Here is a 23,383-nt window from a genome sequence, read left to right as displayed (position 1 = left end):
GCCTCAGGTCGATGCCGCAAGGACGGAAACGGCAGTTCGGCCGGTCACGACAAGGAGGGTCGAATGCTGAAAGAATTCCAAGAATTCATTTCCAAGGGCAATGTGATGGACTTGGCCGTCGGTGTCATCATCGGCGCGGCCTTCGGCAAGATCGTCGATTCCCTTGTCAACGACATCATCATGCCGATCGTCGGTGCAATTTTCGGCGGATTGGACTTCAACAACTATTTCTTCGGACTGTCCTCAGCCGTCAACGCGACCTCGCTGGCGGACGCCAAGAAGCAGGGCGCGGTCTTTGCCTATGGCAGCTTCATCACCGTGGCGCTGAACTTCCTCATCCTCGCTTTCATCATCTTCCTGATGGTCAAGGCGGTGAACAACATGCGCAAGCGGCTTGAGCGCGAGAAGCCCGCTGCACCGGCCGCTCCGCCGCCCGCCGACGTCGCGCTGCTCACTGAAATTCGCGATCTGCTCGCCAGGCGCTGACCACGGGCGGCATTTGCTGGACCAAAACCCCGGTCGTTCGCGGCCGGGGTTTTCTGTTTTCGCATCTGGTAAGGACCGCTGACGAAAACCGCAGATCAAAACGGACCCGCCAATGACCCTGATCGACAGCTTGCGTACCGAGGCCCGTGCGGCACCCGAAAGCGGCATTGTCGCCGTCGTCAATTACGGCCGCCTGCGCGAAGGCATGATTCCGCTCTGGGCCGGCGAGGGCGACCTGCCGACGCCAGCCTTCATCACCGATGCCGCGTCGAAGGCGCTGGCCGGCGGCGAGACATTCTACACCTGGCAAAGGGGCATCCCCGATCTCAGGCAGGCGCTCTCCCGATACTATGCCAGGCATTTCGGCAAGACCTTCCCGGAGGAAGAATTCATCGTCACCGGCTCCGGCATGCATGCCATCCAGCTGGCGCTCGACGCGCTCGCCGGCGTGGGCGACGAGGTGGTTTATCTGTCGCCGGCCTGGCCGAATTTCGATGCCGCGGCAGCGATAGCGGGAGCCATTCCAGTCGCGGTCACGCTCGATCATTCCGGCAATGGCTGGTCCTGCGACGTCGAGAAGATCGCGGCTTCGATCACGCCGCGCACAAAGGCGCTGTTCATCAACACGCCGTCGAACCCAACCGGCTGGACCGCCGATCATGAGACCTTGCAGGCCATCCTCAATCTGGCACGCGCGAAAAACCTCTGGATCATCGCCGACGAGATCTATTCGCTTTTCCACTATGGCCACGGCCGCGCGCCGTCCTTCCTCGACATCGCGTCGGCGGAAGACCGCATCCTGTACGTCAACTCCTTCTCCAAGAACTGGGCGATGACCGGCTGGCGCGTCGGCTGGATCAAGACGCATCCGAGCTTGCAGCAGGTGTTCGAGAACCTGATCCAGTATTCGAACTCCGGCGTCGCCCAGTTCATGCAGCGCGGCGCGGCCGCCGCCCTTGACGAGGGCGATGCCTTCGTTGCCGAACAGGTGGAGCGGGCGCGCAAGGCGCGCGACCTTGTCTGCGGCATTCTCGGCGCCACCGGCCGCGCCCGGTTCACGGTGCCGCAGGGCGCGTTCTATCTGTTTTTCACTGTCGACGGCATCACCGATTCACGCACCGCTGCCTTCGACATTGTCGACAAGGCCAATGTCGGCCTGGCGCCAGGCACCGCTTTCGGCCCCGGCGGCGAGGCGTTTTTGCGGTTGTGTTTCCACCGCCGCCTCGATCAGGTCGAGGAAGCGGCACACCGGCTGGCGAAGTGGATGAAGGTAGTTTGAGCCGTCGACGAAGCGCGGATTGAAAATCGCTCCGGCGAGCCAGATAGCCGCCGGAGTAGAGTTTCAAACGGCTTCAGCCACCTGACTTGGGGACCAGCAGGGGAATGATGCGGTCGCTTTTGGCCACCGAAGGCCGCCCGGCGGAGCCATAGGGGATGCCGAGCGCATCCCAGGTCTCGACCAGCGCATCCTGCAATTCGGCGATCAGTGCATCGGAATGGAACGGCGTCGGCGTGATGCGCAGCCGCTCGGTGCCGCGCGGCACGGTCGGGTAGTTGATCGGCTGGATGTAGATGCCGTGCACGCCGAGCAGGCGGTCGCTGGCCATCTTGCAGGCCTCGGGATCGCCGACCAGCAGCGGCACGATGTGGGTCGGCGAGTCCATCACCGGCAGGCCGGCGGCCGACAGGATCTGCTTGGTTCGGCTCGCCTGCTGCTGCTGGGCGTCGCGCTCGGCCTGCGAGCGCTTGAGATGGCGGATCGACGCGGTCGCGGCAGCCGCGATCGCCGGCGGCAGTGCCGTGGTGAAGATGAAGCCCGGCGCATAGGAACGCACGGCGTCGATCACGGCGCTGGTGCCGGTGATGTAGCCGCCCAGCGTGCCGAACGCCTTGGCCAGCGTGCCTTCGATGATGTCGATGCGGTCGGCCAGGCCTTCGCGCTCGGTGATGCCGCCGCCGCGCGGCCCGTACATGCCGACGGCATGGACCTCGTCGATATAGGTCATGGCGTTGTAGCGCTCGGCGAGCTCGACGATCTCTTTGATCGGCGCGATGTCGCCATCCATCGAGTAGACGCTTTCGAAGACGATCAGCTTGGCGCGTTCGCGTCCAGCCGCCTGCAAAAGGCTTTCCAGATGCGCGACGTCGTTGTGGCGGAAGATCTTCTTCTCGGCGCCGGAACGCCGCACGCCTTCGATCATCGAGGCGTGGTTCAGTTCGTCCGAGATGATCAGGCAGTTGGGCAAAAGCTTCGCGATGGTCGAGATCGAGGCTTCGTTGGAGACGAAACCGGAGGTGAAGACCAGTGCCGCTTCCTTGTCGTGCAGGTCGGCAAGCTCCACCTCGAGCTCGACCAGCGGGTTCGACGTGCCGGAAATGTTGCGGGTGCCGCCGGCGCCCGAACCCATCTTGCCAGCGGTATTCTGGAACGCGGCGATGACGTCGGGATGCTGGCCCATGCCGAGATAGTCGTTGGAGCACCAGACGGTGATTTCCTCGGCGCGGCCATTGGAACGCCAGATGGCGCGCGGGAACTTGCCCGCGATCCGCTCCAGGTCGGCGAAAACGCGGTAGCGACGCTCGGCATGGAGCTGGTCGATCGCTTCCTCGAAGAACCGCTGATAGTTCATATAGGCTTCCCAATTTTTGCGCGGGATCATAATCATTGGCCTGTTGGTCGTCCACCTGGCCTTTTTGGTCAAAATGCCACGCCCCGGACCTGTTCCTAACGATCACGGATCGTGGCCTATTCCCTTGATGTGGATCAACTTTGTTTCAGGACGATGCCCCTAGCCGGCGATGCCGGTTACCACGGTTTCAATGGTTATGCGGCGGGCTTTCCAGTAGAGCGGGGGTTGAGACAGTTTCCGATAAATCTTGGATAAGCGAGGACGCGGATGACGGTTTTGGTTACAGGCGGTGCCGGTTATATCGGCAGCCACATGGTCTGGGAGTTGCTTGATGCCGGCGAGAGCGTGGTCGTCCTCGATCGCCTTTCCACCGGTTTTGAATGGGCGGTGGCGCCGGAGGCGAAGCTGGTCGTCGGCGACGTCGCCGACAGGGAATTGGTCGGCTCGGTCATCAGGGAGAACAAGGTCGACGCGATCATTCATTTCGCCGGCTCGATCGTGGTTCCGGAATCGGTCGCCGACCCGCTCAGCTACTACGAGAACAACACCTCGAAGACGCGCACGCTGATCGAAACCGCGGTGCGCGAAGGCGTGCCCAATTTCATTTTTTCATCGACCGCCGCCGTCTATGGCGGGGCCGGGCTGGAGCCGGTGCGCGAGGACGCCCGCCTGTCGCCGGAATCGCCCTATGGCCTGTCCAAGCTGATGAGTGAGTGGATGCTGCGCGACGCGTCGATCGCGCATGGCCTGCGCTATACCGCGCTGCGCTACTTCAACGTCGCCGGCGCCGACCCGAAGGGCCGCACCGGCCAGTCGACGCCGGGCGCCACCCATCTGATCAAGGTCGCCTGCGAGACGGCACTTGGCAAGCGGCCGTTCATGCAGGTGTTCGGCACCGATTATCCGACGCCGGACGGCACCTGCATGCGCGACTACATCCATGTCAGCGACCTGGCGGCGGCGCATCGCCTGGCCTTGCAGCGGCTGCGTGCCGGGGGACAAAGCCTCGTCGCCAATTGCGGCTACAGCCATGGCTACTCGGTGCTCGAGGTCATCGACAGCGTGCGCCGCGCCTTCGGCCATGATTTCGAGGTGAAGATGGGCGATCGCCGTCCCGGCGACGCCGCGGCGGTGGTCGCCAATTCGGATCTCGCCCGCGCTGAACTCGGCTGGACCCCGCAACGCGACGATCTCGACCAGATCGTCGCCGACGCGCTCGCCTGGGAGCGCATCTTGACCGGCAAGAACTCCGCGCGCGGCTGAGCCGGGTTCTCCCAAGGGCTCGCAAGGCGGGCAGCGAAGCGCTATTGAAGGCGTTCGCGGCAAGGTGCGGAGGCGCCGCGCCGCGAGGAGCTCTTGGGGGATGGCATGAAAATAACGGTGCTCGGGGCCGGTGTCGTCGGTACGGCGGCCGCCTATTATCTGGCCAGCGACGGCCATGAGGTGACAGTGATCGAGCGCCATCCGGCGGCGGCACAAGGCACCAGCCAGTCCAATGCCGGCCTGGTGTCACCGGGTGACGCCACCGCCTGGGCCTCGCCGGCGGCTTTGAAGACTTTCCTGCGCGGGCTCTACAACCATGATCTCGGCATCAAGGTCAGGCTGCGCCTCGATCCCTATTTCCTCGCCTGGAGCCTGCGTTTCCTGCGCCAGTGCACGGTGGCGCGCCTGCGCGCCAACACCGACATCAAGCTCAGGCTCGCGCTCTATTCGCGTGACTGCATCAATGCGCTTTCGGAAGCGACCGGCATCCACTACGACGAGCGCAAGAAGGGCATCCTCTATTTCTTCCGCTCGCAAAAGAGCCTCGACACCGGTACCGACAATTACCGTTATCTTGCCAAGCACGGCCTGCCGATCGAAATCGTCGGCCGCGACCGGCTGGTCGAACTGGAACCAGGCCTTGCCGGCGTCAAGGACAAGATTGCCGGGGGCGTCTATTCGCCAACCGACCAGACCGGAGATTCCAAGCAGTTTGTCGACAGGCTGGCCGCCTATGCTGCCGAGAAGCTCGGCGTCAAATTCCTGTTCGGCACGACAGTCGAAGGCCTCGACATCGAGGGCGATCATGTGCGCGCGGTGATGACGTCGGCCGGCCCGGTCGCCGGCGATGCCGTGGTCATCTCGATGGGACCGGAGAGCGGCCTGCTCGGGCGCCGCTACGGCATCGACCTGCCTGTCTATCCGGTAAAAGGCTATACCGCGACGATTCCCCTGGAGGACGAAAGCAAGGGACCGACCATGGGCGGCGCCGACGAGGACCGGCTGATCGGCTATTCCAGGCTGGGCAACCGCTTGCGGATGTCCTCGACGGCTGAATTCACCGGCTTCGACCGAACTTTCAAGCCCGCCGATTTCAAGACGATCATCAGCACCGGCAGGGATCTTTTTCCGGGTGCCTTCGACGAGAAGAAGGCTGTGTTCTGGGCGGGTCTGCGGCCGATGATGCCCAACTCGGTGCCGGTCATCGGCCAGGCTCGCTACAAGAATCTTTATCTCGACACCGGCCACGGCCATGTCGGCTGGACCATGGCCTGCGGCTCGGGGAAAATCCTTGCCGACCTCGTTTCCGGCCGCAAGCCGGAGATCGACCCGCAGGGGCTGGTCTACGGGGGGTAGTGATGTCGGGACCGCAAGTCGCTATCGACCTTGGCCGCATCGAGCGCAATGCGCGCACAATCGTCGAGCGCTGCGCGCTGTCGGGCATAAAAGTGTTCGGCGTCACCAAGGGCACTTGCGGCATGCCGCAAGTGGCGCGCGCCATGTTGCGCGGCGGTGTCGCCGGCATCGCCGAATCGCGTTTCGAGAACATCCGCCGGCTGCGCGACAGCGGCATCAACGCGCCGATCATGCTGTTGCGCAGCCCGCCGATGGCGCGTGTCGAGGAGGTGGTGCGCACCGTCGACATCAGTCTGCAGTCGGAACTCGCCACCATCCGCGAGATATCGCGCATCGCCGAGCGCATGGGCCGCATCCACGACATCATGCTGATGATCGATCTCGGAGATCTGCGCGAAGGCATCTGGCCGAACGACCTGATCCCGACCGTCGAGCAGATACTGCAGTTCAAGGGCGTTCGCATTGCTGGCATCGGCACCAATCTCGGCTGCTTCGGCGCCATCATGCCGACGCCGGAAAATCTCGGCCAGCTCGTTGCCCACGCCTACAAGACCGAGCGCCTGTCCGGCAGAAGCCTCGACGTGATCTCCGGCGGCGCCTCGTCGTCGCTGCCGCTGCTGCTCGAAGGCAGGTTGCCGGCCGGCATCAACAACCTGCGGGTCGGCGAGGCGATCCTGCAGGGTGGTGTCGAGACCTTCCGCGACACGCCGTGGGCGGAGCTCGAACCCGATGCCTGCCGGCTGACAAGCGACATCATCGAGGTCAAGCTCAAGCCGTCACGGCCGATCGGCCAATCGGGTTACGACGCCTTCGGCAACCAGCCGGTCTTCCCCGACGAAGGCGACAGGCTGCGCGCCATCGCCAATATCGGCCGTGAGGATGTGCTGGTCGAGGGACTGACGCCGATCGCCAGGGGGATAAGGGTGCTCGGCGCCTCCAGCGATCATCTGCTTTTGGATGTCGCCGATGCCGACCCGAGGCCCTCCGTCGGCGACCGCGTCGCCTTCCGCATGAGCTATGGCGCCATGCTTTTGGCGATGACCTCGGAATATGTCGAGAAGGCCCCGATGCACGACGTCGAGGATTTTTCCGGCCGTAAGATGGTGCAGATCACGGCCGGGCAGGGGGCCGCCGGCATCCTGGCCCGGGAAAGCACCGGCGCCCGGCTGGAAGCGATGAACTTCGACGTGGTGGAACTCGCCGATGTCGAGCGGCCGCCATCGGGGCTGGTCCGGCTGATTGCCGGCGTCGATCGTCGCATCGCCCACAAGGCGCTGACCGCGACGGCGCGCGCGACGCATTCTTTCGGCCTGATCTGGATCGATTCCATCGCCGCCCTGATGCCAGAGGACGAGGAGGGCATCGACCTGCCGGAATGTTCGGTCCTGGCGCGATCGCTCGGGCTCGATCACAAGGCCGGCGCGCTGCAGCCGCAGCTGTCGCCGGAAAATGTCGTCATCGTCGGCCTGCGCCACGCCGATCCGGCCGAGGCGCGGGTGCTGAAGGATTCGCGCGTGTCGGCCTTCACCATGACCGACATCGACGCCATGGGCATGCGCGACCTGATGCATGAAGCGATCCGCATCGCCACCTCAGGCACGCAAGGCTTTCATGTCAGCTATTCGCCGACCGCAACCGAATTCGCCGGCTGGGCTGCGGGCTCCGGCGGGCTGACCGTGCGCGAAACGCACCAGGCGATGGAGGCGATCGCGCTCTCCGGTGGCTTGCTGTCGATGGATGTTTCGGGCCTGACGGCGGATCTGGAGCCGCGGATCGGCACCGACGCGGTCAACTTCGTCATGTCGGCTTTCGGCAAACGGATTCTCTGATCAGCCCTGCGCTTCGACTGCCCCCCGCCATGCGCTGACATAGTCGGCCCAGGCCGGGTCTACAGGCGGTTCTATTCTTTCGCCCTTGCCGTGCGTCGCCGGCCGATCGGATGCCAGCAGCGCGGCGCCGATGCTGGTGCCGGTGGCGGCCTCGGACCCAACAACGGCGCGCGCCGTGGCTGCCGCCAGCATGCCGACAAAGAGCCGGTTGCGGGCAAAGGGGCCTTCGACCGTGGTCGGGCCGTCCGCGCCGATCAACTCGAGGCAGGTTGCCGTCATCAATGCCAGATAGAACGAGATGGCGGCAAAGCGCTGGCCGCTGTTCAGGCCGTCGGCATTGACCCATGCCGCGGCATGGTGCGGGAACGGCCCCGAGCCTTGCTGGGTCGACGGCAGCAGCAGCATCTTTCGCGCCAGCACGGCGCCGACATCATCCTCGGTCCACTGCTCCGGCTGGTCCTTTGTCAGCACGGAAAACTCGCGGCCGCCCATGAAGCGCGCCGAGGGAACGGGATCGCCGAGTGCGTTGACATTGACCAGCGTGTCGCGCGCTGCATACAGCGCAATCTGTTTGCCGCCGACCCCCATCGACACCACCCAGGTGCCGGTCGAGACGACGGAGAAAGGCGGTTTGTCGGAGAGAAGATGCGGCAGCAGCGAGGCGTTGGAATCATGCAGGCCGCAGAACACCGGCGTTTGCGGATCCAGTCCGGTTCGCATCGCAACACTGGGCAGGATCGGGCCGAGGCGGTCGCTGGCCGGCCGCACCGGCGCCATCAGCCCGCGCCATTCCAGCCTGTCGACCAATGATGAAAAATCCGCCGTCCAAGGGTTCCACAGATCGGTGTGGCAGCCGAGCGAAGTCACCTCGTTGGCGGCGACACCGGTCAGGCGCAACGCCCAGTATTGCGGATACATCAGCATCGCGGCGGCCCTGGCGAATTCCGCCGGGAAGCTTTTCTGCTGCCAGAAGAATTGTGCTCCGAGATTGAGGCCGAGCGGCAGGCGCGGCGTGCCGGTCTCGGCGAAAGGGGGGCGGATCGCGTCATAATCCGGTGCCAGTCTATCAGGGCCATCGAACTCATAGTCGAGCACAGGCAGCACCAGTTCACCCGCCGCGTCGACCAGCACGCCGGTCGCGCCATGGGTGGTGATCGAAATGGCGTCGATGCGCTGTTCGCAGTTGAGACCGGCAAGGCTTTCGAGGATGAATGCCCACAAGGCCTCGACATCGTGATGCGGGTAGGGCGCCTGTCGCACCGGCGCATTGGACATGCGGCGCAGCGCCACCTCGCTCAACGTCGCGAGGTCGACCAGCGCCACCTTGGCGTTGGTCTTGCCGATGTCGATGACGGCGATGTGGCGCATCGCACTCATGCCATGTGGAACACGGTTTCCAACGGCACGGCCACCGGCTCGTTGTCCGGCCTGGTTTCCATGATGTCGGCCATTTCAGCCCACCAGCGCTGCATCACCGGATATCCGGGCAATTCGTCCATGCCGTGGTCGTCACGCCGCCACAGAACACCGAACAGGATATTGGTCTCCTCGTCGAGATGGATGGAATAATCGGAGACGCCGGCCTGCTTCAGCAGCGCGACCAGTGACGGCCAGATCTCGTCGTGGCGCTTCTTGTACTCGGCCTTCATGCCGGGCTTCAGCTTCATTTTGAACGCGTATTTCTGCGGCATCAGCGCCCTCCGCGCAATCGCCGCCAGACGATCGGCAAGGCGATGACGATGATCAGCAGCAGACCTATAAAGATCGACATGACGATGCCGGGCACATTGAGCAGGCCGAGCCCGAAGGTCACCAGTCCCATGATGAAGGCTGCGAGCACGACCCCAACAATGCTGCCGGCGCCGCCGAGGATACTGACGCCGCCGAGCACCACCATGGTGATGACTTCCAGCTCGTAGCCCTGCGCGATCGATGGCCGCGTCGAGCCGAGCCGCGAGGTGATCAGCACCGAGGCGATGCCCGACATCAGCCCGGTCAGGCAGAACAGGATGAACTTGGTGCGGCCGACGCGCACGCCGGAAAACTGCGCAGCTATCGGATTGTTGCCGATGGCGAAGACGCGTCGGCCGAAACTCGTACGGTGCAGCAGGAACCAGTAGACGACGGCCGCAATGAGGAAGAGCACCAGCTCGAACGACACCACCCACCAGACATAGCCCTGGCCGAAGAAGGCGAAGCTTGAGGGATAGCCCTTGTAGGCCTGGTCTCCGAGGATGATGAAGGCGATGCCGCGAAACAGGCTCATCGTGCCGATGGTGACGACGATCGACGGCAGACCGAGCCTTGTCACCAGCAGACCGTTGAAGGCGCCGCAGCCGAGCCCGACGACGATGCCGATCGCTACCAGCACCGGCGTGCCGGCGCCGGCCTGCACCGCCATGCCCATCATCGTCGACGCCAGCGCAATGATGGCGGCCACCGACAGATCGATCTCGCCCGAGATGATCAGCAGCGCCATGGCGAAGGCGATCAGGCCTTTCTCTGTGAAATTGAAGGTGAGATCGGACAGCGAATACGGGTCGAGGAAATAGGGCGAGGCGAAGCTGTTGATGGCGAAGATGGCGACGGCCACAACGACCAGCAGCGCTTCCCAGGAAAAGATCGCCGAACGGAACGGCTTGTCGAGCCGGTCGGGAATGTGGCGCGGGGCAGGGATGTCGGTCACGCCTCCACCTTTCTGAGGATGATGCGGCCTTGCTGGCGTTCGCCGCGCGCATTGAGCACGACGGCCAGGATGATGGCGCTGCCAGAAATCGCCATCTGCCAGAAGGGCGAGATGTTGATGACCGGCAGCGCGTTGGAGATGATGCCGAGGAACAATGCGCCGAGCACCGCGCCGCCGACCGAGCCGATGCCGCCGGCGATCGAGATGCCGCCGATGACGCAGGCGGCGATGATGTTGAGCTCATAGCCATTGGCGACCTCGACCGACGCGATCACATAGCGCGAGATCCAGAGATAGCCTGACAGGCCGCCGATCATGCCGGAGATGCAGAAGACGATGAACTTGGTGCGGCCGACATCGATGCCGGCATAGACGGAAGCCGTCGGGTTTACGCCGATGGCATAGATCGAGCGGCCGAGCGCGGTGCGCGTCATCAGGACGAAGAACAGCGCAATGACCAGGATGGCGATCCACGACAGCACCGGAATGCCGAGGAAGGCGGCGCGCTGAAAGCCGATGAAGTCCGGGCTCATCTTGTCGGCATTGACCCAGGCGCCACCGGACAGCACGAAGGTCGCGCCGCGATAGATGGTCAGCGTGCCCAATGTCACCACGATCGAAGGGATGTTCAGCCGCCAGACCAAAAGGCCGTTGATGGCGCCGAGCGCCAGACCGACGGCCAGCGCAATGACGATCAGCAGCGGGATCGGGATCGCCGGATGCGCGGCGTTCAGCATCGCCACCACCATGCCGGTGAAGCAGAGATTGGACGCCATCGACAGATCGATCGACCGGGTCAGGATGACCACCATCTGGCCGAGCGCCAGGATCATCAGGATCGAGGTGTCGTTGAACACCTGACGCAGATTGCCGGGGTCGGCAAAGGCCGGGAAACGCGTCGAAATCAGGCCGATCAGCACGACGATGGCCGCCAACAGCCAGATTTCACGGTATTTCAGGAAAGCCTTCATGCCGCGATCCCCGCTGCCGTCCGAACCAGCGTCTCGGCGTCCAACCCCTTGTTGTCGTAGACCGCCGCGACGAGCCCCTCGCGCATGACCACGACGCGGTCGGACATGCCGAGGATTTCGGGCAGCTCGGAGGACACCATGATCACCGACAGGCCTTGCGCCACCAACTCGGCCATGAAGCCGTGCACGGCGGCCTTCGAGCCGATGTCGATGCCCTTGGTCGGCTCGTCCAGGATGATCACCTTGGGCGACGTCGCCAGCCATTTGGCGATGACGATCTTCTGCTGGTTGCCGCCCGACAGCGTGCCGACGTCCTGGCTGAGCGAGGAGGCCCTGAGGTCGAGCCGCTCGGTGTAGGAGCGGGCCAGATCGAACTCCTCCGACAGCCGCAGCAGGCCGGACTTCGATGTGCGCTTGAGTGAAGGCAGCGAGACGTTCTGGAAGATCGGCAGGCCGATCACCACGCCTTGCTTGCCGCGTTCTTCGGGCACGTAGACGATCCCGGCATCGATCGAATCCGCCGCCGATTTCGGCGCGAGCGTCTTGCCTTCCAGCGTGATCGTGCCGGCTGATGTGCGGGTGATGCCCGATATCGCCTGCATCACCTCGCTGCGGCCGGCGCCGACCAGGCCGTAGAAGCCGAGGATCTCGCCCTTGTGCAGTTCGAAGCCGATGTCGTTGAATTCGGTCGGATGCGACAGGCCGGAAACGGAGAGCACCGGCGCGCCTATCTCGGCCTTGCGCTGCGGGAAGATGTGATCGACCGCGCGGCCGACCATCAGGCGCACGATCTGGCTCTGGCCGGCATCCTTGATCAGGCCTTCGCCGACCATCTCGCCATCGCGGAACACCGTGTAGCGGTCGGCGATACGGTAGATCTCGTCGAACTTGTGGCTGATGAACAGGATCGCCTTTCCGTCGCTCTTGAGGAACTCGATCAGCAAAAAGAGCTCCTCGATCTCCTTCATCGAGAGCGCGGCGGTCGGCTCGTCCATGATGACGATCTGCGCGTCGATCGACATGGCGCGCGCGACGGCGACCAGATGTTTGTTGGCGATGCCGAGGTCCTTCAACCGCGCGTCGGCGTCGATATGGCCGGCATGCATGGTGTCGAGCACTTCGCGCGCATTTTTGCGCATCGTGCGCCAGTCGATGGTGCGCAAACGCGTGCGCGGCGCATGGCCGAGAAAGATGTTTTCGGCGACGCTCAGATCGTCGAACAGCACGGTTTCCTGGTGGATGGCGGTGACGCCATGGCCAAAGGCGGCATGCGCGCTGGGCAGGGTGACGGCCTGGCCGTCGATGCTGATGGTACCTCCGTCGGGCTGGTAGATGCCGGTCATGATCTTGACCAGCGTCGACTTGCCGGCGCCGTTTTCGCCGATCAGCGCCGTCACCTGGCCGGGGTAGAGCGACAGGCTGACATTGTGCAGCGCGCGCACGCCGGGAAAGCTTTTTGAGATGCCGGACAGCGTCAGGCGTGGAGCCGGGGCCGGAGGCCGCTCCTTCACCGCGCCGTGTTGGGCTGTCGTGTCCATAATCGTATCAAGCCCTGAAACAAGGTTCGTTTAAAGTCGCGGCGGGACGTGAGCCCCGCCGCGTCAGCTCTAGAGAACTCCAGATCAATAGATCTTGGAGAACTTTTCGATGTTCGACTTGTCGAACTGGAAGGGCGGAGCCATCGCAGCCGAGTTGGTGTCGTCGAGCGTGACCTTGCCGACGCGGCCGATCGACAGCGTGGCGCCGGGCTTCGCCTCTTCCTTCTTCACCGCCAGATCATGGGCGAGGTAGACGGCCGAGTAGCCGAGGTCGATCGGGTTCCACAGGGCAACCGCCTGACTGGAACCGTTGTCGATGAACTTCTTGAACTCGGACGGCAGCGCGAGGCCGGTGACATTGACCTTGCCGATCAGGTTCTCGTCGGTGACGACCTGGGCGGCGGCGACGACGCCGACGGTGGTCGGCGCGATGATCGCCTTGAGGTTCGGATAGGACTTCAACAGGCCCTTGGCTTCGTCGGTGCTCTTGGCCGAATCGTCATCGCCATAGACGGTGGCGACGAGTTTGATCTTGGGGAACTTCTCCGGCAGGATTTTCTTGGCCGCGTCGATCCAGGCGTTCTGGTTGGTGGCGGTCGAGGAGGCCGACAGGATGGCGACCTCGCCGCCTTCCGGCAGGTGGTCGGCGGCAAGCTTGATGATGGTCTCACCGATCAGGCCGGTATCGGACGGGTTGAGGTGAAGCTGGCGGCCTTCCTTAGCGACGCCCGAATCCCACGAGATGACGGTGATGCCGCGTTCCATGGCCTTCTTCAGCACCGGCACCAAGGCGTCGGCGTCATTGGCCGAAATGGCGATGGCGTTGACCTTCTGCGCGATCAGCGAATTGACCACTTCGATCTGCGCTTCGGCGGTCGCCTTGGTCGGGCCGGTGTAGATGATGTCGACATCGCCGAGTTCCTTGGCCGCCTCTTCGGCGCCCTTGTTGGCGGCATCGAAGAAGCCGTTGCCGAGCGATTTCACCACCAGTGCGATCTTGACGTTTTCGGCATAGGCGGCATTCACGAACATGGCGGCTGAGAATGCAGCCGTCACCATCAATTTCTTCAAGAAGCTCATCGAATTTCCTCCCTTGAGCGTTGCATTCCATCGTCGCTGCGAGCGCGAGTTGGCCTCAGGCCTGCAGTGAAGATTCTTCCTTGTTGGTCGCGGATGTGCGGGCGACGATCAGCGTCACCCCCGCGGTCTCCAGCATCTTGGCTTCGCGATCCTCGATGCCGTCATCGGTGATGACGGTGGCGATGCGCGACAGGCCGCACAGGATCAGGCTGGAGCGTTTGCGGAATTTCGAGGAATCGACCAGCACCACCAACTCGTCGGCTTGGTCGATCAGTTTCTGCTCCGCCTGGATCAAAAGCGGATCGCCCTCCATCAGGCCGAGCGGCCCCAGACCCTGCGCGCCCATGAACATGCGGCGCGCATAGAAATTGCGCGTCACGTCATTGTCGAAGGGCGACAGGATGATGTTCTGCTCGCGATAAATGGTGCCGCCCGACAGCATCACCGTGTTCTTGGAGTGCTTGAGCAGGTGCTCGGCGATCGGGAACGAATTGGTGAAGATCGGCATGCGGCGGCCGGTCAGGAAATGCACCATCTGGAACGTGGTGGTGCCGCCATTGATGATGATTGGTTCGCCGTCCTTGCACAGCTCTACCGCTTCACGCGCGATCGACCGCTTCTGCGAGGCGTTGATCGTTTCGTTGACGGAAAAGGGCCGGCCGGCCAGCCCGATGAACTGCGGCGGCGAGATTGCCTCGGCGCCGCCGCGCACGCGCCGCAGCCGCTTCTGGACGTGGAGAGCCGCGATATCGCGCCGGATCGTCGCCTCGGAGGACTCCGTCAGGTCGACCATCTCCTGCACCGTCACCACAGGCTTTTCCTGGACGGCGGACAGAATGATCCTGTGGCGCTCTTTTTCGTGCATGGTTCCTCCCTGCCTGAGCATCTAGGCACCCAAAACGCGCAGTGTCAATCATTTCCGATCATATAATTTCATTGTGCAGTGCAATATGATCGATATTGATCGTTTGTGATTGACAAGCCGGCTGCTTCCGTGGAAATTCGGACCAAATGGCCGCGCCTTTTGCGTGCCTTTGGGAGGATTGCATATGCTCGACAAGCGCACCGGCGCGCGCCTCGCCAATCTGTGGGATGAGGCCAAGGCTCACGCTATGAGCGGGCCGGAACTTCTGGTCTACCGTTCGAACACACTTGGTTCCGACAAGCGCGTCACCAACTATGGCGGCGGCAACACGTCGTCGAAGATCTGGCAGAAGGATCCGCTCACCGGCGAGGATGTCGAAGTGCTGTGGGTCAAGGGATCAGGCGGCGACAGCGCCTCGATCAAGCTGGACGGCTTTGCCACGCTCTACATGGACAAGCTGCGCGCGCTAAAAGGTCTCTATCGCGGCGTCGAGCACGAAGATGAAATGGTCGGCTTCCTGCCGCACTGCACCTTCAACCTCAATCCACGCGCGGCCTCTATCGACACGCCGTTGCACGCCTACGTGCCGAAGCCTTTTGTCGACCACATGCATCCCGATGCCATCATCGCCATTGCCGCCGCGAAGGATTCGAAGGCGCTGACGAAAGAAATCTTCGGCGACGCCATCGGCTGGTTGCCGTGGAAGCGCCCGGGCTTCGAACTCGGCCTGTGGCTGGAGAAATTCTGCCTCGAACACCCCGATGCCAAGGGTGTCATCCTGGAAAGCCACGGCCTGTTCACCTGGGGCGACACCCCCAGGGAATGCTACGAGACGACGATCTCGGTGATCAACCAGGCGATCGAATGGTTCGAGCGCCGCTCCGAAGGTGTCGCTATCTTCGGCGGTGAAGTGGTCAAGGCACTCGACGCCACCGAGCGCCGTGCCATCGCGGCCAAACTGATGCCGAGGATTCGGGGCCTGATCTCGGAGAAGAGCCACAAAACAGGCCATTTCGACGATTCCGCCGCCGTGCTCGAATTCGTCAATTCCAGGGATCTGCGCCCGCTGGCGGCACTCGGCACCTCGTGCCCCGACCATTTCCTGCGCACCAAGATCCGCCCGCTGGTCATCGAATTCGATCCGGCCAAGCCCGATGTCGATGCGGTGATTGCGCGGCTTGCCGACGACATCGCAGCCTATCGCGTCGGCTACCAGGCCTACTACGACAGCTGCAAGCATCCGGACTCGCCCGCCATCCGCGATCCCAATGCCGTCGTCTACCTGATGCCCGGCGTCGGCATGTTCACCTTCGCCGGCGACAAGGCGACGGCGCGCATTTCGGGCGAATTCTATGTCAACGCCATCAACGTCATGCGCGGCGCCTCGACCGTCTCGTCCTATGTCGGCCTGCCTGCACAGGAAGCCTTCGACATCGAATACTGGCTGCTCGAGGACCTGAAGCTGCAGCGTATGCCGAAGCCGAAGTCGCTTGCCGGCCAGATCGCGCTGGTCACGGGTGGCGCCGGCGGCATCGGCCGCGCCACGGCCAACCGGCTGCTGCGCGAAGGCGCCTGCGTGGTGCTGGCCGACATAGACGAGGCAGCGCTGGCCAGCGCCAATGACGAACTGGCCAAGGTCTATGGCAAGGATTTCGTCCGCCCGGTGCTGATCAACGTCACGTCGGAGGACCAGGTTATCTCCGGCTTTGCCGAGACAGCGGTCGAGTTCGGCGGCATCGACATTCTGGTGTCGAATGCAGGGCTGGCCTCCTCGGCGCCGATCGAGGAGACGACGCTGGCGCTGTGGAACAAGAACATGGACATCCTGTCGACCGGTTACTTCCTGGTCTCGCGGGAAGCGTTCCGGCTGTTCCGCGCGCAGAAGATCGGCGGCAACGTCGTCTTCGTCGCCTCCAAGAACGGCCTTGCCGCATCGCCCAACGCCGCCGCCTATTGCACCGCCAAGGCCGCCGAGATCCATCTCGCCCGCTGCCTGGCGCTGGAGGGCGCGGAGGCGCAGATCAGGGTCAATGTCGTCAACCCGGACGCGGTGCTTCGCGGCTCGAAGATCTGGACTGGCGAGTGGAAGGAACAGCGCGCCGCCGCCTACAAGATGTCGACCGACGATCTGGAGGAGCACTATCGCTCGCGTTCGATGCTGAAGCGCTCGGTCTTCCCGGAAGACATCGCCGAAGCGATCTATTTCCTGGCGTCCGACATGTCGGCCAAGTCGACCGGCAACATCATCAATGTCGACGCGGGCAACGCCCAGAGCTTTACGCGCTAGCCGCTTCGCCCTTCTCCCCGTCACTATACGGGGAGAAGGTGCCGGCAGGCGGATGAGGGCAGCGCTGCCCGCATATATTTTGGGAGGAACCAGCACTTGTCCGAATCCATCATCTCCGCCGACCTCGTCGACAAGGACAACGGCGCGCGCAAGGCCGACCTCGAGCGCGACTACGCCTCGCTCGGCGAGCGCCTCGACCGTCGCGGCATCGCCATCGACGCCATCCGTGACAAGGTCGAGAAATTCGCGGTGGCGATCCCGTCCTGGGGCGTCGGCACCGGCGGCACCCGCTTTGCCCGCTTTCCCGGCGCCGGCGAGCCGCGCGACATCTTCGACAAGATCGAGGACTGTGCCGTCATCCAGCAATTGACGCAGGCGACGCCCACCGTCTCCCTGCACATTCCGTGGGACAAGGCCGACCCGAACCGGCTGAAGCAGGCGGCTTCGCGCTTTGGCCTCGGCTTCGACGCCATGAACTCCAACACTTTTTCCGACGCGAAGGACCAGGCGCTTTCCTACAAATTCGGCTCGCTGTCGCATGCCGATGCCGGCACGCGGCGGCAAGCGGTCGAGCACAATCTCAAATGTATCGAGATCGGCAAGACGCTGGGCTCCAAGGCGCTGACGGTGTGGATCGGCGACGGTTCGAACTTCCCGGGCCAGGTCAATTTCGCCAAGGCGTTCGAGCGCTATCTCGACGCCATGAAAGAGGTTTACGCCGGACTGCCCGCCGGCTGGAAGCTGTTCAGCGAGCACAAGATGTACGAGCCGGCCTTCTATTCCACCGTCGTGCAGGACTGGGGCACCAACTACATGATCGCGCAGGAGTTAGGCGACAAGGCGTTCTGTCTCGTCGACCTCGGCCATCATGCCCCCAACGTCAACATCGAGATGATCGTCTCGCGGCTGATCCAGTTCAAGAAGCTCGGCGGCTTCCATTTCAACGATTCGAAATATGGCGACGACGATCTCGATGCCGGTTCGATCGACCCCTACCGGCTGTTCCTCGTCTTCAACGAACTGGTCGATGCCGAACTGTCCGGCGCCGAAGGTTTCGATCCGGCGCACATGCTCGACCAGAGCCATAACGTCACCGACCCGATCGAAAGCCTGATGCTGTCGGCGGTCGAGGTGCAGCGCGCCTATGCGCAGGCGCTGCTGGTCGACCGCAAGGCGCTGGAAGGTTTTCAGGACTTGAACGACGCGCTGATGGCGACGCAGACGCTGAAAGCCGCCTACCGCACCGATGTCGAGCCGATCCTCGCCATGGCGCGGCTGAAGACTGGCGGCGCCATTGATCCGGTCGCGGCGTATCGTGCGGCGGGTTACCGCGCCAAGGTCGCGGCGGAACGTCCCGCGGTCGCCGGTGGCTCGGGCGGCATTGTCTGAGGCCGAGCCGGGCCCCTCATCCGGCCGCTTTGCGGCCACCGCCCTCCGGGCGTTCGTTGTTCGAAAAGCCAAGCAGTTGGCTTTTGGCCCGCTGCGCGGACCACGCCTCACCCCCGCTGGGGAGAAGAGACTGACGTCAGCGCTGACAACCTCCTCTCCCCTCGGGGAGAGGTCGGATTGCCTCGAATTGCGCTTCGCAATTCAGTTGGCAATCCGGGTGAGGGGGCTCTTTCTCACGCTCCCTTAATTGTTAGTGGACTCGATCAGTCCAACACGGTCTTCTAGGCGTCCCCGCCCGGAGAACTGCCATGCCTCTCAACCGTCGGACATTGATCGCCGCCAGTCTTTCCATCACCTTCGCCCTCGCGCCATTGACGGGGGTCTTCGCCGCATCGCCTGCGCCAGCCAAGGGCGAGCACGGCATGGTGGTGACGGCCCAGCATCTGGCGTCCGAAGTCGGTATCGAGGTGCTGAAAAAGGGCGGCAATGCTGTCGATGCCGCAGTCGCCGTCGGCTATGCGCTCGCGGTCGTCTACCCCAATGCCGGCAATATCGGCGGCGGCGGCTTTATGACCATCCGCTTCAAGGACGGCAAATCGACCTTTCTCGATTTTCGCGAGCGGGCGCCGCTGGCGGCGACAAAAACCATGTATCTCGACAAGGACGGCAACCCGGTGAAGGGGGCCAGTCTCGACGGCTATCTTGCGGTCGGCGTGCCGGGTTCGGTGGCCGGTCTGGAGATGGCCCGCGAAAAATACGGCAAATTGTCCCGCCAGGATTTGATGGCGCCGGCAATCGGCTATGCCAGGGACGGCTTCATCCTCAACCAGGGCGACGCCGCCTCGTTTGCCGGCAGCGCCGACAGGCTGGCGAAGGACCCCGCGGCCGCCGCCATATTCCTGAAACCCGACGGCAAGCCCTATGGCATCGGCGAGCGGCTGGTCCAGCCCGACCTCGCGGCGTCGCTCGCCGCCATTTCCGAAGAGGGTACGGATGCCTTTTACAAAGGCGCCATCGCCGATGCCATCGTCAAGGCGAGCGGCGCCAAGGGCGGCATTCTCGCCAAACCGGATTTCGAGCAATATGCGGTGCGCGAACTCAAGCCCGTGACCTGCACCTATCGCGGCTATGAGATCACCTCCTCGCCGCCGCCCAGCTCCGGCGGCGTCATCATCTGCGAAATCCTCAACGTTCTGGAGGGCTATCCCTTGTCCTACCTCGGTGCCGGTTCGGCTGAGACGGTCCACGTCATGGTCGAGGCGATGCGCTACGCCTATGTCGACCGCAATTCCGCGCTCGGCGATCCCGATTTCGTCGACAATCCGGTCTCGAAATTGCTTGATAAGGCCTATGCCAAGGATATCCGCGACAAGATCGACCCGTTCCGGGCCGGCGTGTCGCAGGATCTGATGCCGAAGGGCTTTGGCGAGAGCAAGGAGACGACGCATTATTCGATCATCGACGATGAAGGCAATGCGGTCGCGGTCACCTACACGCTGAATGGCTCCTTCGGAGCCGGCGTCGTCGCCGACGGCACCGGCATCCTGCTCAACAACGAAATGGACGATTTCACCCAGAAACCCGGCGTGCCCAATCTCTACGGCCTTGTCCAGGGCGAGGCCAACGCCATCCAGCCGAAGAAGACGCCGCTGTCGTCGATGAGCCCGACCGTGGTCGCCAAGGACGGCAAACCGTTCATGGTCATCGGCAGCCCGGGTGGCTCGCGCATCATCACGATCACGCTGGAAGCGATCGTCAATGTCATCGACCACGGCATGAACATCCAGGAGGCGATCGACGCGCCTCGCATCCACCATCAATGGCTGCCCGACAAGGTTTATGTCGAGCCGTTCGGCCTGTCGCCGGACACAGAAAAGCTGCTGGCCGGCATGGGATATCACCTCGATCTCGCTGACCAGACCTGGGGGCAGGCGGCCGGCATCCTGGTCGGCGGCAAGAGCCTGGCGGAAATCGAGAAGGGCGGCGGCGCGCGCTACAACGGCGCCATCGACAGCCGCGCGGCCTCTGGCGAGGCGCTCGGATACTGATAGCTCGGAGGAAAAACTTGGTGCAGCGTGGCGATTCGGGTTGATCGCCCGCTGCTCAAGTGGATCGGCTCACACCGATTTGGCCGTCACAAGACCAGCGTGAGAGTGGACGCAACCAGCATCAAGGCGGCAATGCCGACGAACAGCGCATAGATACGCGGCCGGTCGAGCAGCAGCGCGTTTCCGGATATCCAGGCGGACGTGGCGCCGCCAAGCGCGAAGAGGAAGCCGTTGCGGTGCCCGAAGACCATCGATGCGGCCATCAGCCCTCCAATGATCAGCGCACCGAACACGATGATCACGGCAACGGCATATCTCTCGAAATCATTGCCGCTTCCCATGCTCGGGCCGATTGCGTTCAAGGTTGGCAGATCGTCCGGATCGAAAGGGTTCGTCGACCCGTATTCGTCTTGACCGGCAGGCTCTCGCATCATTCATTCTCCGTATAGCGGCAACAAACCATCAAGCCTTGCCGAGCGCAACCCGATCGCACTCCCTTCAATGCGTTTGGTACGGTCTTCTACACCTTCTGGCGACGACCGCCGCCGGTTTTTTGATTCGTTGCCTTTTTCAGGCAATCCAATCCAGAGCGCGCCGCCCCGAAGGCGGTCGTGGCACCATCATCCTGGAATGCATTCGTGGAGGAAAAATGATGCGGGACGTGGATTGCGCTTCGCGGGCAGCGATTTTCGGCGAGCGGGACGTCGCACGCGGCCGTGGCGGTGCGAATCGGCTTGCCGCCACCCGGACGGAGGACAGGACCGCGTCGAATCGCGGCTCTGGACGCGTCGCGTCGTCACAGGTTCATGCGGCGCGCTTCAGATCCTGCATGCCAGATCACTGCCAGTCGGGGCAGCCGAGCGGCATGCATCAGAACTTCATGCTGAGGCTGCCCTTGATGACGCGGCCTTCGCCATAGATGCAGCTGAGGTCGGCATTGCTGCCGGCCTCATAGCAGGTCGAATAGTAGGTCTTGTCGAACAGGTTGGAGACATTGAGCGCTGCCTGCCAGCCATTCTTCTTGTAGCGCAGCGCCGCGTCGACCAGCGTGTGGCCGGGCACGTTAACCGTGTTCGTATTGTCACCGAAGCTGGCGCCGATATAGCGCACGCCGGCGCCGACGCTCAGGCCCTCGAGCACGCCGCTGCCAACCTCATAATTGGCCCACAGCGATGCCTGGTGTTCCGGCACCCTGGCCGGGCGGTTACCGATGACGGCGGCGGCATCGCTGGTTATCTCCGCGTCGAGATAGGTGTAGGCCGCCGTCATGCTGAGGCCGGAAGCCAGATCTGCGTTGGCCTCGATCTCCAGGCCGCGATGGCGGACTTCTCCGGTCTGGACCTGGTAGACGGGATTGGCTGCTGCCGTCGGCACATTGGTCTTGCGCAGGTCGAACAGCGAAGCGGTGATGAAGCCGGGGAAGAAGGTCGGCTCGTATTTCAAGCCGACTTCATACTGCTTGCCCAACGAGGGCAGCAGCGCGTCTCCGGACTGGGTCGGGCCGATATTGGTGGTGAAGGATTCGGCATAGCTGGCGTAGGGCGTCAGGCCGTTGTCGAAGAGATAGCCGATGCCGATATTGCCGGTGAAGGCATGGTCCTTCTGATCGTAGCTGCCTGCACCGTCGAGTCGGTTGAAATTGGTGTGGTCGATCCAGGCCTGCCGGCCGCCGATTGTCAGGACCCAGTGGTCGGCGATCTTGGACTGGTTTTGTGCATAGAGGCCGACCTGGCCGATCGTCTCCACGCGATCCGTAATGATGAGGCTCGGCGGCGTGACAGGGATCGAGTAGTCCGGGTTCTGGGTGTCCAGCGGCGGACCCGCCCCGTAGCCGTTGCGCCCGTCGACCGATTGTCTGCTGTAATCCAGACCGAACAGCAGCTTGTTTTCGACCACGCCGAAGTCTGCCTTGTACTCGGCCTGGTTGTCGACGTTGAACAGCCTTGCCGTCTCATCCACGGTGAACAGCGTGCGCTGCACCGTATGTTCGTCTGCGCCGATGTATGGGCCGCCAAGCCACTTGCCAAAATAGAGCTGCCGGTAGTCGGTTTCCTGCTGCGAGTAGCGCAGGTTTTGCCGCACCGTCCAATGGTCGTCGAACTCATGGCTGAACTGGTAGCCGATCGAACCATGGTTGGCATCGAAGCGGTCGAAGTCAGGCGAGCCGGTGAAGAAATTGCGCGGCAGATTGCCATACTGCGCCGGCAGAAACTGATTCGTCGTCAGCCTGTCCCACTGGTAGTTGGCCAGGACGGTCAGCGAGGTCTGCGCATCCGGCTGCCACTTGGCGCCGGCGCGACGAAGATGCGGTCGTTGCGGGAATAGTCGGTTTCGAGCGCGCCGTTGCGAACCAGGCCGGTCAGCCGGTAGGACCACACGCCGGCATCGTCGATCGGGCCGCCTATATCCAGCCCGGCCTCGACGGTGTTGAAGCTGCCATAGCTGAGGAAGCCGTCATAGATCGGCTTGTCAGTCGGCCGCTTGGTGACGGCATTGACCATGCCGCCAGCCTCGTTCTCGCCGTAGAGCACCGAGGATGGCCCCTTCAAGACTTCGATTCGCTCCAGCCCGTAGGGCTCGATCTTGAAGCCTGAGAAATCGATCACTTTCTGCGGCAGCCCGTCGCGATAGATCGCCGACGTGCAGAGGTCGAACCCACGAATCAGGCATTGGTCGAAGCGATCGTCGACGCCCCATGGCGAGATGGTGACGCCGGCGAGATAGGACAAGGCGTCCTCAAGCTGCCCCGGCTGGCGATCGTCGAGCTGCTTGCGGATCACCACCGAAATCGAGCGCGGAATTTCCTTCAGCGGCGTGTCGGTTTTCGAGCCGGTGGTGGTGTTTTTGGCGATGCAGCCGTCATCCGGTCGACCGGGCTGTCGCTCTGTCCCTCGACATTGATCGGTTGAGCTCGGTCGCGGCTTCCTGCGCAAGGGCCTGGGTGCAAAGCAGGGT

Annotated in this window: 19 protein-coding genes; 8 read left to right on the top strand and 11 right to left on the bottom strand. The window is 63.3% G+C overall.

What is annotated here, in order from left to right; genetic code table 11:
* Positions 1-63: 63 nt before the first annotated feature.
* The gene (mscL, locus tag EJ079_RS02005; protein ID WP_027038576.1) at positions 64-486 is read left to right on the top strand and encodes a large conductance mechanosensitive channel protein MscL; all 423 of its coding nucleotides are present in this window, start codon (positions 64-66) and stop codon (positions 484-486) included.
* A 112-nt stretch (positions 487-598) separates the two neighbouring features.
* Entirely contained in the window at positions 599-1,765 is a 1,167-nt protein-coding gene (locus EJ079_RS02000) for a pyridoxal phosphate-dependent aminotransferase (RefSeq protein ID WP_127399275.1), read from the top strand.
* Positions 1,766-1,838: 73 nt separating this feature from the next.
* Here the strand turns inward: EJ079_RS02000 and hemA are convergent, their stop codons facing one another.
* Positions 1,839-3,116, bottom strand: coding sequence for a 5-aminolevulinate synthase (hemA, locus tag EJ079_RS01995; RefSeq protein WP_127270796.1), 1,278 nt, complete (start codon positions 3,114-3,116; stop codon positions 1,839-1,841).
* 267 nt (positions 3,117-3,383) lie between these two features.
* On the opposite strand from hemA, the gene galE reads away from it, so the two are divergent.
* The 3 genes from galE (at position 3,384) to EJ079_RS01980 (ending at position 7,564) form a co-directional block, all read left to right on the top strand.
* Complete coding sequence (gene galE, locus EJ079_RS01990) at positions 3,384-4,379, top strand: UDP-glucose 4-epimerase GalE (protein WP_127320762.1); 996 nt, start codon at positions 3,384-3,386, stop codon at positions 4,377-4,379.
* Positions 4,380-4,484: 105 nt separating this feature from the next.
* Entirely contained in the window at positions 4,485-5,735 is a 1,251-nt protein-coding gene (locus EJ079_RS01985) for a D-amino acid dehydrogenase (protein ID WP_127807918.1), read from the top strand.
* 2 nt (positions 5,736-5,737) lie between these two features.
* Complete coding sequence (locus EJ079_RS01980) at positions 5,738-7,564, top strand: alanine racemase (RefSeq protein WP_127271726.1); 1,827 nt, start codon at positions 5,738-5,740, stop codon at positions 7,562-7,564.
* On the opposite strand, the gene EJ079_RS01975 is transcribed toward EJ079_RS01980, so the two are convergent.
* The 7 genes from EJ079_RS01975 to EJ079_RS01945 form a co-directional block, all read right to left on the bottom strand.
* Positions 7,565-8,941, bottom strand: a complete 1,377-nt coding sequence (locus tag EJ079_RS01975; RefSeq protein WP_127807917.1) for an FGGY-family carbohydrate kinase — start codon at positions 8,939-8,941, stop codon at positions 7,565-7,567. It lies immediately after the preceding gene.
* On the bottom strand, positions 8,938-9,255 hold the full coding sequence (rhaM, locus tag EJ079_RS01970) for an L-rhamnose mutarotase (protein WP_127330852.1): 318 nt from the start codon (positions 9,253-9,255) through the stop codon (positions 8,938-8,940). Before rhaM ends, EJ079_RS01975 begins: the two co-directional genes overlap by 4 nt.
* The gene (locus EJ079_RS01965; RefSeq protein WP_127396711.1) at positions 9,255-10,250 is read right to left on the bottom strand and encodes an ABC transporter permease; all 996 of its coding nucleotides are present in this window, start codon (positions 10,248-10,250) and stop codon (positions 9,255-9,257) included. The genes rhaM and EJ079_RS01965 overlap by 1 nt, the downstream gene beginning before the upstream one ends.
* The gene (locus EJ079_RS01960) at positions 10,247-11,221 is read right to left on the bottom strand and encodes an ABC transporter permease (protein WP_127807916.1); all 975 of its coding nucleotides are present in this window, start codon (positions 11,219-11,221) and stop codon (positions 10,247-10,249) included. Before EJ079_RS01960 ends, EJ079_RS01965 begins: the two co-directional genes overlap by 4 nt.
* Entirely contained in the window at positions 11,218-12,759 is a 1,542-nt protein-coding gene (locus tag EJ079_RS01955) for a sugar ABC transporter ATP-binding protein (RefSeq protein ID WP_127807915.1), read from the bottom strand. Before EJ079_RS01955 ends, EJ079_RS01960 begins: the two co-directional genes overlap by 4 nt.
* Positions 12,760-12,843: 84 nt before the next feature.
* Positions 12,844-13,839 carry a rhamnose ABC transporter substrate-binding protein gene (gene rhaS, locus EJ079_RS01950; RefSeq protein WP_013533599.1) on the bottom strand — a complete coding sequence of 332 codons (996 nt, stop codon included), beginning with the start codon at positions 13,837-13,839 and terminating at the stop codon, positions 12,844-12,846.
* Positions 13,840-13,894: 55 nt separating this feature from the next.
* Positions 13,895-14,704 carry a DeoR/GlpR family DNA-binding transcription regulator gene (locus tag EJ079_RS01945; protein ID WP_127397397.1) on the bottom strand — a complete coding sequence of 270 codons (810 nt, stop codon included), beginning with the start codon at positions 14,702-14,704 and terminating at the stop codon, positions 13,895-13,897.
* Between the two features lie 184 nt (positions 14,705-14,888).
* Here EJ079_RS01945 and EJ079_RS01940 point away from each other — a divergent pair, with 184 nt between their 5' ends.
* From EJ079_RS01940 to ggt, 3 genes are all read left to right on the top strand, one after another.
* Positions 14,889-16,991 (top strand): bifunctional rhamnulose-1-phosphate aldolase/short-chain dehydrogenase, encoded by a 2,103-nt coding sequence (locus EJ079_RS01940; RefSeq protein WP_127807914.1) that lies wholly within the window; start codon positions 14,889-14,891, stop codon positions 16,989-16,991.
* Between the two features lie 96 nt (positions 16,992-17,087).
* A complete protein-coding gene (gene rhaI, locus EJ079_RS01935) occupies positions 17,088-18,380 on the top strand; it encodes an L-rhamnose catabolism isomerase (protein WP_127807913.1) in 1,293 nt (430 codons plus the stop codon).
* Between the two features lie 308 nt (positions 18,381-18,688).
* A complete protein-coding gene (gene ggt, locus EJ079_RS01930; protein WP_127807912.1) occupies positions 18,689-20,428 on the top strand; it encodes a gamma-glutamyltransferase in 1,740 nt (579 codons plus the stop codon).
* 86 nt (positions 20,429-20,514) lie between these two features.
* On the opposite strand, the gene EJ079_RS01925 is transcribed toward ggt, so the two are convergent.
* The 3 genes from EJ079_RS01925 to EJ079_RS33705 form a co-directional block, all read right to left on the bottom strand.
* A complete protein-coding gene (locus EJ079_RS01925) occupies positions 20,515-20,862 on the bottom strand; it encodes a hypothetical protein (RefSeq protein ID WP_032808338.1) in 348 nt (115 codons plus the stop codon).
* A 436-nt stretch (positions 20,863-21,298) separates the two neighbouring features.
* Complete coding sequence (locus tag EJ079_RS01920) at positions 21,299-22,678, bottom strand: TonB-dependent siderophore receptor (RefSeq protein ID WP_245481880.1); 1,380 nt, start codon at positions 22,676-22,678, stop codon at positions 21,299-21,301.
* 5 nt (positions 22,679-22,683) lie between these two features.
* The gene (locus tag EJ079_RS33705; RefSeq protein ID WP_164873708.1) at positions 22,684-23,361 is read right to left on the bottom strand and encodes a TonB-dependent receptor plug domain-containing protein; all 678 of its coding nucleotides are present in this window, start codon (positions 23,359-23,361) and stop codon (positions 22,684-22,686) included.
* Positions 23,362-23,383: the final 22 nt, after the last annotated feature.

It is taken from the genome of Mesorhizobium sp. M7A.F.Ce.TU.012.03.2.1, assembly GCF_004006095.1.
Classification (GTDB): Bacteria; Pseudomonadota; Alphaproteobacteria; order Rhizobiales; family Rhizobiaceae; genus Mesorhizobium.
This window is presented reverse-complemented; position numbering and strand designations above follow the sequence as displayed.